The organism is Meiothermus cerbereus DSM 11376, from assembly GCF_000620065.1.
GTDB lineage: Bacteria > Deinococcota > Deinococci > Deinococcales > Thermaceae > Meiothermus > Meiothermus cerbereus.
The window spans coordinates 25,404-38,658 of the sequence record NZ_JHVI01000010.1 but is presented as its reverse complement, the minus strand read 5'-3'; the positions used below and the strand labels follow the sequence as shown (position 1 = coordinate 38,658).

Sequence of the window (13,255 nt, the reverse complement as noted above, 5' to 3'; positions counted from 1 at the left end):
GAGGTGGGCTTGCCACACTGGTTACACAAACTGCGTTCTTCTCGGGCTCGGGTCTGGCTGGCCTTTGGCCTGGTGGTGGTGTTCTTGCTGGCCCAGGTGGCCTGGTGGCTTATCTTTCAGCGCAACACCATCCAGCAGAACATCGAATACGCCGAAACCGCCTGGCTGCAGGAAGCCGCGCTGGTACAGCAGCTCTGGGCGGCCACGGCCCCGGAAAATCGCCAGGCCCTCCTGTCCGAGCTGCGCCAGGCTTTCCCCCACCTCGAGGTCGAGGACGACCGGGTTTATGTCAACCCCGAGCGGCTAAAGGCCTACCGCACCGAGCAGATGCGCCATTTGCGTATGTTTGCCTACGAAGGCCCTTTTTTCTTGCTGGTGATGCTTTTGGGACTGTACATCATCGGGCGCAGCCTCAAAAGCGAGCAGGAGCTCAAGCGCCGTCAGCAAAACTTCCTGATGGCCGCCTCGCACGAGTTTCGCACCCCCATCAGCACCCTGCGGCTACTGGCCCAGACCTTGCAGATGCGTGAGCTTTCCCGGGAAAAACAACTTGCCTACCTGACCCACATGTCCCACGAGATAGACCGTCTGGAAGACCTCTCGGAGCGGCTGCTGGCGACCTCGAGACTCGCCCAGGGCCTGGGCCAGATCAAACCTGAACGCCACGATTTGAACCAGGCGGTCAGCCGCTGCCTGGCCCGTCAACAAAACACCCTGGTCGCGCGGGGGGTCACTTTGCACCTCGAGCCCGCCCCCACCCCGCTTCCGGTAGACCTCGACCCCGAGGCTTTTAGTCTGGTGCTCTCCAACCTGCTGGACAACGCAGTCAAATATAGCCCAGGGCCCCAGAAGCCGGTTTGGGTGCGCCTGCGCCGCGAAGGCAGCCAGGCTGTGCTCGAGGTCGAAGACCGGGGGGTGGGGCTTTCCAGGGGTGAGCTGCAACAGATTTTCGAACCCTTCTACCGCGTGGGGGACGAACAGACCCGTAGCACCCGGGGGCTTGGCCTGGGGCTTTACCTGGTCAAAAGCATCACCGAGCTGATGGGGGGCCGGGTCTGGGCCGAGGCCTTGCCCCAGGGCAGCCGATTTGTGCTCAGCCTTCCTCTGCTCGAAGCCCAGGGCCTGGCCCCTGAAAGGAGCCTGGCATGAAGCCCCTGGACACGCCACTAGCGGGACGGGCTATTAGGGTACTGCTGGTGGAGGACGAACCCGCCCTGGCTGCCGCCCTGGCCGACAACCTCGAGGACGAGGGTTACCAGGTAGAAATTGCACCCGACGGCAGCACGGCCCTAAAGCGCTGGGCTTCCTGGGACCCCGATCTGGTGGTGCTCGACGTAATGCTACCGGGGCTAGATGGCCTTCAGGTCTGCCGGCAGATGCGCGCTCTGGGCCACACCACCCCCGTGCTTTTCCTCTCGGCCAAAGGGGCCCCCGAGGAGCGGGTAGAGGGGCTAAAGGTAGGTGGCGACGACTACCTGGCCAAGCCCTTCCACCTGCCCGAGTTTCTGCTGCGGGTTGGAAATCTGCTGCGCCGCCGGGCCGAGACCCCTTCTGCGCTCTACGAGTTTGCCGGACACCGCATCGACTTCAGGGCCTGGACGGCCTACCTGAAGGATGGTCGCAAGGAAGCCCTGGGCGAGCGCGAGATGGCCATCTTGCGCCTGCTGGTGGAGCGGTCGGGTGAGGTGGTCAGCCGCGATGAAATTCTCGACCGGGTCTGGGGCCAGGAGGTTTTTCCCAGCAGTCGCACCATCGACAACTTTGTGCTGCGCCTGCGCCGCCTGTTTGAACCCAACCCAGCCCACCCGGTGCATTTTCACACCGTCTGGGGGGTGGGCTACCGCTTTACGCCCAATCCCGAACCCCGACCCGAAGCCTCGCCTACTAAGGAGCCAACGTGAATACCTCGAGTACCCGAACCGCCACCTCGCTTTTCCTGCGGGCTGCCTGGGGGGAAAACACCCCCCAAGCCCCGCTCTGGCTGATGCGCCAGGCCGGGCGCTACCTGCCCGAGTACCTTGCCATCAAGGCCCGTTCTAGCTTTTGGGAGATGGTGCGTACCCCCGACCTGGCCGCCGAGATTACCCTGCAACCCTTGCGCCGCTTTCCCCTGGATGCAGCCATTCTCTTCAGCGACATCATGACCCCCCTGCCGGCCATGGGGGTGCAGATCGAGTTCAATCCCGGGCCGGTGGTGGCCGAGCCGCTGCGCAGGGCAGCCCAGATCGAGGCCCTGCGCCTACCCGAAACCCGGGAAATTGCCCCCTACGTGGCCGAGGCCATCCGGCTGGTGCGGCGTGAACTGGCGGGAAAACCTGTGGCCCTCATTGGCTTTGCCGGGGCCCCCCTGACCCTGGCCACCTACCTGGTGCAGGGCAGTGGCTCCAAGGACTACGAAGACTTCCGCGCTTTTCTCCGCCAGGAACCTGCCCTGGCCCACCGGCTGCTGCACAAGCTCACCGAGCTAACCATTCGCTACCTGCGAATGCAGATCGAAGCCGGGGCCGAGGCCATTCAGTTGTTCGACTCTTGGGCGGGCCTGCACGACCAGGAGGTCTACCGTAGCTTTGGCCTACCCTACAACCAGGCCGTTTTTTCGGCCCTGGCAGGCCTGGGTGTACCGCGCATTTACCTGGCGGTGGGGGCCTCGCACCTCTACCCCTTGCTGGCCGAACTGCCTTGCGAGGTGGTGAGCGTGGACTGGCGCACGCCCCTAGACCAGGTGCGCCAGTTTTTGCCGCACACCCTGCAAGGCAACCTCGACCCGGCGGTCTTGCTGGCCCCTCCAGCGGTCATCACCCAGGAGGCGCAAAAGGTGCTCAAGTCGGGTCTGGGAGGCGCCCATATCTTCAACCTGGGCCACGGGGTAATCCGAACCACGCCCCCAGAGCACGTAGCCCACCTGGTTGAGGTGGTTCATCAGTTCAACCGACACAACAAGCACAACAAGGAGTCTGCATGAACGAGAAAGAAACCCGCGAATACAAAGAGAAGGAAACCCGGCGCATGGTCGAGCTGGATCCGGCTGGCCTGATTAGCCGCAAGGCCCCCGACCAGGCCAAGCGGCAGTTCATGAACTATGCCTTTTTCAAGCTAGACCCCGAGTTCAGAAGGCAAAGCCCCGAGTTCGTGGAGGCGGCCAAGGCAGAGTTTGCCGAAGTGTGCGAGCGCTGGGCCAACCGGGGGGAAGGTTTTATCCTGCGCAGCTACAGCCTGGTCGGCATCAGGGCCGACGTAGACTTCATGCTCTGGCGCATCAGTTTCAACGTACCCGACTTCCAGGCCATGCAACGCGAGCTCAACCGCACCGCCCTGGCCGGGTACTTAAGCCAGCCTTACTCGTTCGTATCCATGCAAAAGCGCTCTATCTACGTAGATCGCTTCAATCCCGAAGGCGAAGGGGTACACCTTTTGCCGGGGCAGGGCCAGTATCTGTTTGTTTATCCATTTGTAAAGACCAGAGCCTGGTACAATCTTTCGCCCCAGGCCCGTCAGGGCATGATGGATGAACACATTTACGTTTCGGCTCCCTTTACCGGGGTTACGCTCAACACCTCCTATTCCTATGGCATAGACGACCAGGAGTTTGTGGTGGCCTTCGACTCGAACTACCCGCAGGAGTTTGTAGACCTGGTTCAGCGCCTGCGCTTCACCGAGGCCAGCCTCTACACCCTGCGCGATACCCCCATGTTTACCTGCGTAAAGAAGGACATCCGCGAGGTACTGGAGGATCTGGCCTAGCCAGCGACGAGACAAGCCTATGAACGTACTTCTAATGGCCTACGGCACCCCCTATCGACAGGAAGAGATCGAGCCCTACTACACCGACATCCGGCGCGGGCGGCCCCCTAGCCCGGAACTGCTGGCCGAGCTGGCCGAGCGCTACCACCTGATTGGGCGCAGCCCCCTGAACGAGATTACCTTTGCTCAGGCGGTGCGCCTCGAGGCGGCCCTCAACGCTACTTTGCCCCTGTATGCCCAGCCTTTGCAAAGCTCCCCCGGCCCTCGCGTAAAAGGCCCGGCGCGGGTCTATCTGGGCACCAAGCACTGGCACCCCTTCATCGCCGAGGCGGTACAGGCCATGGCTTTGGATGGGGTCGAGCAAGCGGTAGGCATTGTGGCAGCTCCGCACTTTTCTTCCCGCAGCATCGCCGAGTACCGCGAGAAGGTGGAAAAGGCCCTGGCCGAGCTAGGCCACCCTTTCCAGTTCAGGCTTGTGGAGGCCTACCCCGACCATCCGGGCTACATCCAAGCCCTGGCGGGGCGGGTGCTCGAGCAGCTCTGGCGGCTGCGCGAGCCGGAGCGGGCCCTCTTCCTCTTCACAGCCCACTCGATTCCAGAAAAATCGGCCCAGGACGGGGTTTATCAGACTCAGGTGCGTACTACAGCCGAGCTTGTGGTGCAAAAGCTGGGCCTGGCCCACTGGGACACCGCCTGGCAGTCGGCGGGCCGTACCCCGGAGCCCTGGATTGGGCCCGATGTGAACGAAAAGCTCGAGCAAGCAGCCGCCCAGGGCTACCGCGAGGTGGTGGTGACGGCGGTGGGCTTTCCTTCGGATCACCTCGAGGTCTTCTACGACCTCGACTACGAAGCGCAAAACACCGCGGCCCGGCTAGGCCTGCGCCTGCTGCGTACCCGCAACCTCAATGCCGACCCCGACTACATCGAGGTGCTGCGTAACCTGGTGGTGCGCGAGTGGGCCCGTTTTTCGGCCAATCCGGTGGGCCAGCATGGCTAGCGTGGTGGTGGTGGGGGGTGGGGCCGCGGGGCTTTCGGTGGCCTATTACCTGCATCAAGCCGCACCCCATCTACGCATTACCTTGCTGGAGGCCGATGCGCGCCTGGGTGGGAAAATTACCACCGTGGCCGAGAACGGCTTTCTGCTCGAGGGCGGCCCGGACGCGGTAGTGCGCTACAAACCCTGGGCTTTAGAGCTTGTGCACCAGCTCGGGCTGCAAAGCGAGGTGGTGGGAACCCTACCCGCCCATCCTTCGGCCCTGATTCACGATGGGTACCGGGCCTTGCCGATACCCGCGGGCTTGCAGATGGTGATACCCAGCGATCTGGGGGCCCTGGCCAAAAGCCCATTGCTGAGCCCTTTGGGTAAGGTTCGAGCGGCCCTCGAGCTCCTTATCCCCAAAGGCACAGCGGAGGACGAGCCTTTTGGCGCCTTCATCGAGCGCAGGCTGGGTCGGCAGGTCTGGGAGCGGCTGGTGGCCCCGCTTTCGGGTGGCATCTATGGGGGCGACCCCTATGAACTCTCTACCCTGGCGGCCTTTCCTCAACTTAAGGCCCTCGAACAGCAGTGCGGCAGCCTGATCCGGGGGGCCATGAGGCAGCGTAAAGAGCGCGGCAGTCGTGAAAAAGGACAACTTTTTGCTTCGCTCAAAGGAGGCCTGGGTAGCCTGGTGGAGGCATTACGGGTACGGCTGAGTGAGGTGGAAATTCAACTCAACACCACGGTGGAGGCCCTCGAGCGCACCAACGAGTGGCGAATTCACACCACCCAGGGCACGCTCAAAGCCGACGCGCTGGTGCTGGCTACGCCTGCAGGCGTGAGCGGACGCCTGCTGGAGCCCCTACACCCAGAGGCTGCCGCCGCCTTGCGGCAGATTCCTTACGGCGCTTCTTCAACTGTTACGTTTGCCTTTGCTCGGGAAAAACTGCCCCCAAGGGTGGGCCATGGCATGCTCATGGCCGCGCAGCGGGGCTTTAGCGTACGCGGTTTTACCTGGACCGACCAAAAATGGCAGGGGCGAGCCCCCGAAGGCTACAGCCTGGTGCGCGCCTATTTCTCTGGCCTGGAAGCCAGCCAGACCGAGCTTGCCCAGCTGGCTCTGCGCGACCTGGCCCGTCTGTGGGGCCAGGTGCCACAGCCCGTACATACCTGGGTATTCCACTGGTCAGAGGGCCTTCCTCGCTACACCCTGGGCCACCAGGAGCGGGTGTCCAGAGCACTCCGGGCCGAAGCCTTGCCTGGTTTATTTCTGGCTGGCGCTGCCTACCACGGCGTAGGGTTGCCTGAGGTGATCCGGATGGGGCAGGCAGTGGCCGAGCGTGTGCTGGTCTATGTAGGCAAGCCTGCTGCTACAGAGGCTGCCTTGATCTAGTGAAGCCAGAGCGGTAACGCGCTTCTCCTGGTGGGGATTAAGTTGCGCCAGGGCAAATTGGCAAGACCAGCGGAATGAGTCAATGCATACCTGGCGCAATTCCTAAAGCGAACTTTTGGTACGACATCTCGCATTTCGCTTATGGAGACACTTAGAGCACTCTTCATAATCATTGAGCTTTTTACCAACTTGACGGCTGTGTACTGCACAGCACAGTGGCCTCCCGGATGGGAGGCCACGTCTGTGAAGGGTGCGATAAGCCATTCTTTCTTTAGACCGCTAAAAAAACATGGCGCGCCCGAGAGGACTCGAACCCCTGACCTACCGCTTAGAAGGCGGCTGCTCTATCCACTGAGCTACGGGCGCATGCAGGCCCAGGTCGGGCCAGCGATAGTTTAGCAGACTTATCAAAATCGTAAAAACCGGCGCTGGCCTGCAAAATAAAGCCGCCCCTCTGGACGGCTTTTTGGAGCGGGAGACGGGATTCGAACCCGCGACATTCAGCTTGGAAGGCTGACGCTCTACCAACTGAGCTACTCCCGCGCGAGTGCACTTCCAGGGGGTTCCTGGAGCGCCTGGTCGGGGAGACTGGATTCGAACCAGCGACCCTCTGCTCCCAAAGCAGATGCGCTACCAGGCTGCGCTACTCCCCGTTGTGCGCCTGACCATCTCGCCAGAACGCGAAGATAAAGATAACATGTCCGGGCAAGGTCGGTCAAACACAGCGAGATATTGACAAAAAGCGATTTCGCCACTATATTTATGTGTTGCTTGGGCTGTTAGCTCAATTGGCAGAGCAACTGACTCTTAATCAGTGGGTTGCAGGTTCGATTCCTGCACAGCCCACCAGGCAAAGCGGGAAGCCAGGGCAAATAGCCCTGGTTTTTACGTATTTTTGAGCCAGAAACATTTCACAAACGCCCGTAACGCCCCAGGCACTACCTATGAGCTGTAAGGCGGCAAATAACCCAAGTGTGTTTGTCGCCGGTGCTAGATTTAGTGCAGCGTGCGTGCTATGGCGATTTTCAACAAGAAAACATCGCGGTATCAGATTCTCCTGAGCGTATTGGCCTTGCTGGGCTGGGGTGCTACTTCGCTGGTGTACCTACCAGATACCTATCAGGCCTTCAGCTTCTTGTTCTTGATGCCCTGGGTCTGGAAAGATGGGCCGCGAAGCCTACCCTGGGTGGCGCCGCTGCTGTTTGCCTATAACCTGGTACAGCACCTTTACCCAAAGCCAAACCTGAGTGTAGACAGCATGCTGGTGACCACGCTTCCCGGGCTGGTTACCCTGGGCTTAGTGGCTTGGTTGCGCGAACGAGATCGGCGCTCGCAAAGAGAACTCGAGGATTCTCTTCGCCTCATGCAACTACTCGAGGAGGGGAGTCTGAACATAAGCACTGCCAACGACCCCTTGGAGCTCACTGAGAGTGCGATGTCCTCGCTGTACAACCTCAACATTGCACCCCACCTGGCCTTCGTGCGCTTCCGTGAGGGTAAGCCGGTGGTGGTTAGCGCAAGGGGTGCCCTCGAGCGCTACCGCGGGCGGCATCTGCCCCAGCAAAAGCTGAGCACCCACGCCTCGCTAACCGACAGTTTTACGGTGGGCAACTACCTCGAGGGTATCCCCGAGAGTGCGGGCTGGTCTACCGCGGCGGTTCCAGTATCAGCGCGACAAAAGCGCCCCCTGGGGGTGGTGATTTTGGCCCGTGAGGGGAATAAGCCCTTTCAGTCCGACGAAAAAGCTATCGCCAACTCGCTGACTCGGGTCATGGGGGCACAACTGGGGCAGATGGAAGCTCTCAAGCAGCTCGAGGATGCCTACGACGGCACGCTGCGTGCCCTGGGCCTGGCGCTGGAATTCCGCGACCATGAGACCCAGGGCCATACCAAACGGGTGGTGGCCTGGGCCGACCAGCTTGCTCAGGACATGGGACTCGACGCTTCCATGCGTAAATTTCTGCGCTGGGGGGCTTATTTGCACGATATTGGTAAGCTTTCTATTTCCGATAACATCCTGCGTAAGCCCGGCAAGCTCGATGAAGAAGAGTGGGAGATTATGAAAAGCCACGTGTTGAAGGGTTGGGAGATGCTTTCACGGGTACCTTTTCTGCCCCAGGAAACCCTGGAAGTGGTGCGCCATCACCACGAAAACTGGGATGGCAGCGGTTATCCCGATGGCCTGAAGGGGCAGGATATTCCCATCCTGGCTCGCATTTTTGCAGTAGTAGATACCTTCGATGCGCTCTATAGCGCCCGCCCCTACAAACGGGCCTGGAAACCTGCCGAAATTATCGAAGAGTTGAACCGCCTCAAAGGTAAAAAGCTCGACCCCAATCTGGTGGATATTTTCGTCAAGCGCATTACCTCCCCCTCCGGCAAGGAAGCCATGGAGGCTGCCAACCCCAGTAAGTCCAATGTTAGGGCATAGCGGTGAGCTCGAGGGGTAAGACAGCCCGCACAATTACTGAGCCGCTCACAACTTGAATTGCTGTGTTCTGCACAGGCCTCCCGGATAGGAGGCAAGGTCTGCGACGAGTGCGATAAGCTGGGCGTGTCCAATCGGGTCAGGAAAGGTTTTGGGTAACTGCCCCCTGGTGAGGCTTACTGAACCACTGGGATAAAATAGCCAGCAATGCAGCTTTTCCCCCCTTTACACCAAACCCCGCTGGCTGAACTTTTTCATGCTCGAGTACCCCGGGGCGAGCCCTGGGCCTGGGTGCTTTGCAGACGCATACTGGCTGATGAAACCCTGGCCCGACGGCTCTTGTGCGAGCCACTGAGCCCTGGACTGGCCGACTGGATTGACCAGGAGCTTATGCGTCTGCGACGGGAGCTGGGGCACCTCAGAAAGCAGTACCCCTTTTCCGAGTTTGGGCACCTCGAGCCCAGCCCGGCCGAGGCCGCGGCCTTAGATGTGCTGCAGAGGGGTTGTTCTGCAGACGTACAAGCGCTCTACCGTAAGCATGGATATGGTATCTATGTCTACCATAGCGCTTTTGTTTTCGACGGCCAGATTGGGGCGGTGGAGCGGCCCGACCCAGCTTGTTTCGATGATCTGGTGGGCTATACCCGGCAAATTAGCACACTGCGTGCAAATGTTGAGCGCTTTGTGGCAGGTAAGCCGGCGGTTCCAATGCTGTTGTACGGGGCTCGAGGTTCTGGCAAATCAACCTCGGTGAAGGCCTTGCGCACCCACTACGCCCAGCACGGCCTGCGGCTGGTGGAGGTCTTGTCGGAAGGGTTGGATCAACTGCCTACCCTGATGGAGACGCTGGCCCCGCTGCCTTTTCGCTTCGTGCTTTACCTGGACGACCTGGCCTTTTCCGAAGGCGATGAGCGATTTCACCGGCTCAAGGTGCTGCTCGAGGGTGCTGTCTATGAGCGGCCTGCTAATGTGCTGGTGGTGGCTACCTCTAACCGCCGCAACCTGGTGTCCCAGCACTGGTCGGAGCGCCCCGACCCCAATGCCAGCGACCCCGCTTCCTGGGACACTTTGCAGGATAAACTGGCCCTGGCCGACCGCTTCGGGCTGGTGATCACCTTTCCACCCTTCGACCAACAGCTCTACCTGGAGGCTGTGGCCCACCTGCTCGGAAGGGCCCTAGACCCCGAGACCCGCGCAGCCGCGCTGAAGTTTGCCCTCGAGGGAAGGGGTTTTTCGGGCCGTACAGCACGTCATTTTGCCAATCAGCAGTAGTCTGGTCGGGCTGTTCAAACCTGCAAAAAATCGGGAAGTCCTTGAGCCCCATACCGGCATGCCCCCGTTACTCATCGAACGTCCATTGCAGAGGTGTGCCCTCAGATGCCAGCCCTGCCCATGCGCTGGAATACCACAAAGGTCTCCGCCACCATGTCGTGCAAGGCCTGGTGGTCCTGGTCCCAGAGCACCAGCAACAAACCCAGGTTCAACACCATGGCATTGAGCCAGCGCCCGGCGCTTTCGCGCAAAAAGGCCTGTAGCAGGGTGGGGGGCCTTCCTTCTCGGTTGACCACCCGCAGCCCCATCAGCTCCTTGCCCAGGGTCTGACCCTTGCGGGCCAGGGGCAAAACCGCATAGGTAAACCAGGCCAGGGGAGCGCACAGGCCAAAAAGAATCAGGCCCTCGATCGAGAAATAGTGGCCCGGATGGGTGGGCGGAAACAAAGCGGTGGCGGCCCGGACGATGCCTAGCTGCAAGCCTGCCAGCACCCCCAGGTCAATCAGACCGGCCAGCAGCCGCCGGGCCAGGTAACGCAGGGTTGCGCGGTTGCGCAAGCGCTTCACCACACTTTTACTTTAGCGCGGTCTCGCTAGGCTGTGGATGTGCCAAACCGACTTGCCCAGGAAAGTAGCCCTTATCTTTTGCAGCATGCCCACAACCCGGTGGACTGGTACCCCTGGGGCGAGGAGGCTTTTGCCAAGGCCAGGGCCGAGAACAAGCCCATCTTTTTGTCGGTGGGGTATGCCACCTGTCACTGGTGCCATGTGATGGAGCGGGAGAGCTTCGAAGACCTTGAGGTGGCCCAGTTCCTGAATACCCATTTCGTGCCCGTCAAGGTAGACCGCGAGGAGCTGCCCGACGTAGACCAGGTCTATATGGCGGCCCTGCAAGCCATGACCGGCTCGGGCGGCTGGCCCATGAACATGTTCCTGATGCCCGACCTGCGGCCCTTTTTTGGTGGAACCTACTGGCCCCCAGAAGACCGTCAGGGTTTTCCCAGCTTCCGGCGGGTGCTCCTGGGCGTACACAATGCCTGGCTCCACCAGCAAAAAGAGGTTCTGGAGAACGCTGAGCAACTCACCACCCACCTGCAAGACCAGCTCAAACCGCGGTCTGGAACCTTGCCCGCCGACCTGCATAGCGCTGCCCTGGCCGGGCTTTCCCGGGCCTTCGACCCGGTGTACGGCGGCTTTGGTGGCGCACCCAAGTTTCCCCAGTCGCCGGGCCTCTTGTATTTGCTCTCGCACGCCTGGTTGGGGGACGAGACCGCCTGGAAGCATCTGCAACTCACGCTCGACCGCATGGCCGAAGGCGGCATCTACGACCAGGTCGGGGGCGGTTTTCACCGCTATGCGGTGGACCACATCTGGCGGGTGCCGCACTTCGAGAAGATGCTGTACGACAACGCCCAGTTGGCTCGAGTCTACGCGGCGGCCAGCCTGCTGAGCACAGGAGAACAGGCCCAGCGGTATCGGCGCATTGCCAGCGAGACCCTGGACTATGTGCTGCGGGAGATGACCGGCCCCGAAGGGGGGTTCTGGTCGGCGCAGGATGCCGACTCGGAGGGGGTGGAGGGCAAGTTTTATGTCTGGCAGGCTGCCGAGTTCCGCCAAATTCTGGGCGCGGAAGCCGACGCCGCCGCTAAGCTCTTTGGGGTCTCGGAGGCTGGAAACTGGGAACACACCAACGTTTTGGAGCGCCGCACCCCCGACGCCGTGCTGATGCAACACCTGGGCTTGGAACCGGAAGCATATCAGAACTGGGTCGAAAGCGTACGGCAACGCCTGTACGAGGCGCGGAAAAAGCGCATTCCACCCCTAACCGATGATAAAGTGCTGGCCGACTGGAACGGCCTGATGCTGCGGGCCCTGGCCGATGTGGGGCGATGGCTGGGGCAGCCCCAATATATCGAGGCTGCCCGCAAAAATGCCTCGTTTGTGATGCAGGAGATGTACCGGGACGGTTTGCTGCGGCATACCTGGCGCAATGGTCTGCTCAAGCCCCAGGCCTACCTGAGCGACCAGGCCCAGTACGGGCTGGGGCTGCTGGCGCTCTTTGAGGCTACCGGGGAGGCAAGGTGGCTCGAGGCCGCCCGGCAGCTGACCGAGGCCATCCTGACCCGGTTCAAGGCGCCCGATGGGGCCTTCCGCGACGCGCTGGACTCCCGCCTGCCGGTCATGGCCCGCGATGCCTACGATGGGCCTTACCCCTCGGGAAGTGCTTCGGCTGCCGAGTTGTTGTTCCGTCTGGCGGCGTTGTACGAGCGCCCCGACTGGCACCAGGCCGCCTTGTCGACGGTGGAGTTCTATGCCCAGAGCCTATCGCGCAATGCCTTTGGCTTTCCGGCCCTGTTGCAGGCCCACCTGGTGGGCAGCCGCGGCAGCGAGCTGGCCGTGGTGGCGCCAGCGGAGCTGATTCACCCGATTCGCAGGTGGTTTTTGCCCCTCACCACCCTGGCCTATGGCCCCCCCGATGCCCTGCCGGTCTTGCACAACCGGCAGCCGGGGCTGGCCTACCTATGCCAGCAGGGCACCTGCCGCCTTCCGGTGGACAGCCCGGAAAAGCTTCGGGGGGAACTCGAGGCCATCTACCCAGGCCTAATGACCCCAAGCTAGAGCAGGTGGTCTTTTGCACCCTGGCCTTCAGGCCGCCCCTGTAAGCTGGGCCTATGCGCGTTCTATTCGTCGGCGATGTCTTTGGTGAACCGGGCCTGCGGGCCGTGGCCATGCACCTTCCCGACCTGCGGCCCCAGTACGACCTGGTTATCGTTAATGGTGAAAACGCCCACCACGGTAAGGGCCTGTCCAAGCCGGCCTACCGCAAACTGCGCCAGGCCGGGGCCGACCTGATCACCCTGGGCAACCACGCCTGGGACCACAAAGACATTTACGAACTTATCGAGACCGAGCCCATCATCCGCGCCCTCAACTACCCCCCCGGCACCCCGGGCCAGGGTCACTGGGTGCTCGAGGCCGGTGGGGAGCGCCTGCTGGTGATGCAGGTGATGGGGCAGGTCAATATGGGCCTAAACCTCTACGACCCTTTCCGCATCAGCGAGGCCTTGCTGGCCGAAGTGGAACACGAGTATGCCCTGCTCGAGGTACACGCCGAGGCCACCAGCGAAAAATACGCCCTGGGCTATTACCTGGGCGGCAAAGTGGCGGCCCTGCTGGGCACCCATACCCACGTCCAGACTGCCGACGCCGGCTTTCTAGCCAACGGCACCGCCATCCAGGCCGATGTGGGCATGACTGGCCCCATCCACTCCATTATTGGCGGCGAGATCGAGAGCTTTTTGGGGCGCTTCATCACCCAGCGGCCCACCCCCTTCAAGGCCGCCTCGGGGCGGGCCATGTTCTGTGCGACCGAGCTGGTGCTGGAGGGGGGCCGCTGCGTTCAGATTCGGCCCATGCGTTGGGATGAGCCGGAGTAGGGCAGCATC

General features: G+C 61.6%; 11 protein-coding genes and 4 tRNA genes. 11 read left to right on the top strand and 4 right to left on the bottom strand.

The features are described from left to right. Positions 1-9 precede the first annotated feature (9 nt). The 6 genes from Q355_RS0104280 to hemG are packed head-to-tail and all read left to right on the top strand — an operon-like array spanning position 10 to position 6,110. Positions 10-1,149 carry a sensor histidine kinase gene (locus Q355_RS0104280; RefSeq protein WP_245597482.1) on the top strand — a complete coding sequence of 380 codons (1,140 nt, stop codon included), beginning with the start codon at positions 10-12 and terminating at the stop codon, positions 1,147-1,149. Then, positions 1,146-1,901, top strand: a complete 756-nt coding sequence (locus tag Q355_RS0104275) for a response regulator transcription factor (RefSeq protein WP_051529302.1) — start codon at positions 1,146-1,148, stop codon at positions 1,899-1,901. Before Q355_RS0104280 ends, Q355_RS0104275 begins: the two co-directional genes overlap by 4 nt. After that, on the top strand, positions 1,898-2,962 hold the full coding sequence (gene hemE / locus Q355_RS0104270) for a uroporphyrinogen decarboxylase (protein WP_027876649.1): 1,065 nt from the start codon (positions 1,898-1,900) through the stop codon (positions 2,960-2,962). The genes Q355_RS0104275 and hemE overlap by 4 nt, the downstream gene beginning before the upstream one ends. Next, positions 2,959-3,741 carry a chlorite dismutase family protein gene (locus Q355_RS0104265; protein ID WP_027876648.1) on the top strand — a complete coding sequence of 261 codons (783 nt, stop codon included), beginning with the start codon at positions 2,959-2,961 and terminating at the stop codon, positions 3,739-3,741. Before hemE ends, Q355_RS0104265 begins: the two co-directional genes overlap by 4 nt. A gap of 19 nt (positions 3,742-3,760) precedes the next feature. After that, the gene (hemH, locus tag Q355_RS0104260) at positions 3,761-4,738 is read left to right on the top strand and encodes a ferrochelatase (RefSeq protein WP_027876647.1); all 978 of its coding nucleotides are present in this window, start codon (positions 3,761-3,763) and stop codon (positions 4,736-4,738) included. Continuing rightward, positions 4,731-6,110: a protoporphyrinogen oxidase gene (gene hemG, locus Q355_RS0104255; RefSeq protein WP_027876646.1), complete on the top strand. Its 1,380-nt coding sequence runs from the start codon at positions 4,731-4,733 to the stop codon at positions 6,108-6,110. The genes hemH and hemG overlap by 8 nt, the downstream gene beginning before the upstream one ends. Positions 6,111-6,400: 290 nt before the next feature. Here hemG and Q355_RS0104250 read toward each other — a convergent pair. The 3 genes from Q355_RS0104250 to Q355_RS0104240 form a co-directional block, all read right to left on the bottom strand. Beyond that, a tRNA-Arg gene (locus Q355_RS0104250) sits at positions 6,401-6,476 on the bottom strand. A gap of 101 nt (positions 6,477-6,577) precedes the next feature. Then, a tRNA-Gly gene (locus Q355_RS0104245) sits at positions 6,578-6,653 on the bottom strand. Between the two features lie 33 nt (positions 6,654-6,686). Beyond that, positions 6,687-6,763, bottom strand: a tRNA-Pro gene (locus Q355_RS0104240). A gap of 120 nt (positions 6,764-6,883) precedes the next feature. Here Q355_RS0104240 and Q355_RS0104235 point away from each other — a divergent pair. The 3 genes from Q355_RS0104235 to Q355_RS0104225 all read left to right on the top strand — a co-directional run bounded on the left by Q355_RS0104235 (position 6,884) and on the right by Q355_RS0104225 (position 9,810). Continuing rightward, positions 6,884-6,959: transfer RNA gene (locus tag Q355_RS0104235), tRNA-Lys, on the top strand. A 166-nt stretch (positions 6,960-7,125) separates the two neighbouring features. Further along, a complete protein-coding gene (locus Q355_RS0104230; protein WP_027876645.1) occupies positions 7,126-8,541 on the top strand; it encodes an HD-GYP domain-containing protein in 1,416 nt (471 codons plus the stop codon). A 204-nt stretch (positions 8,542-8,745) separates the two neighbouring features. Beyond that, on the top strand, positions 8,746-9,810 hold the full coding sequence (locus tag Q355_RS0104225; RefSeq protein ID WP_027876644.1) for an ATP-binding protein: 1,065 nt from the start codon (positions 8,746-8,748) through the stop codon (positions 9,808-9,810). A 101-nt stretch (positions 9,811-9,911) separates the two neighbouring features. Here the strand turns inward: Q355_RS0104225 and Q355_RS0104220 are convergent, their stop codons facing one another. Beyond that, positions 9,912-10,376 (bottom strand): RDD family protein, encoded by a 465-nt coding sequence (locus tag Q355_RS0104220; protein WP_245597481.1) that lies wholly within the window; start codon positions 10,374-10,376, stop codon positions 9,912-9,914. A gap of 39 nt (positions 10,377-10,415) precedes the next feature. Here Q355_RS0104220 and Q355_RS0104215 point away from each other — a divergent pair, with 39 nt between their 5' ends. Both Q355_RS0104215 and Q355_RS0104210 read left to right on the top strand, forming a co-directional pair. After that, entirely contained in the window at positions 10,416-12,428 is a 2,013-nt protein-coding gene (locus tag Q355_RS0104215) for a thioredoxin domain-containing protein (RefSeq protein WP_027876642.1), read from the top strand. A gap of 53 nt (positions 12,429-12,481) precedes the next feature. Further along, positions 12,482-13,246, top strand: coding sequence for a TIGR00282 family metallophosphoesterase (locus tag Q355_RS0104210; protein ID WP_027876641.1), 765 nt, complete (start codon positions 12,482-12,484; stop codon positions 13,244-13,246). Positions 13,247-13,255: the final 9 nt, after the last annotated feature.

What these genes read in the sequence shown, in the direction of transcription:
- Q355_RS0104275 (WP_051529302.1), top strand. Translation starts at nt 1,146, where the DNA reads ATGAAGCCCCTGGACACGCCACTAGCGGGACGGGCTATTAGGGTACTG.
- Q355_RS0104265 (WP_027876648.1), top strand. Translation starts at nt 2,959, where the DNA reads ATGAACGAGAAAGAAACCCGCGAATACAAAGAGAAGGAAACCCGGCGC.
- hemH (WP_027876647.1), top strand. Translation starts at nt 3,761, where the DNA reads ATGAACGTACTTCTAATGGCCTACGGCACCCCCTATCGACAGGAAGAG.
- hemG (WP_027876646.1), top strand. Translation starts at nt 4,731, where the DNA reads ATGGCTAGCGTGGTGGTGGTGGGGGGTGGGGCCGCGGGGCTTTCGGTG.
- Q355_RS0104230 (WP_027876645.1), top strand. Translation starts at nt 7,126, where the DNA reads ATGGCGATTTTCAACAAGAAAACATCGCGGTATCAGATTCTCCTGAGC.
- Q355_RS0104225 (WP_027876644.1), top strand. Translation starts at nt 8,746, where the DNA reads ATGCAGCTTTTCCCCCCTTTACACCAAACCCCGCTGGCTGAACTTTTT.
- Q355_RS0104210 (WP_027876641.1), top strand. Translation starts at nt 12,482, where the DNA reads ATGCGCGTTCTATTCGTCGGCGATGTCTTTGGTGAACCGGGCCTGCGG.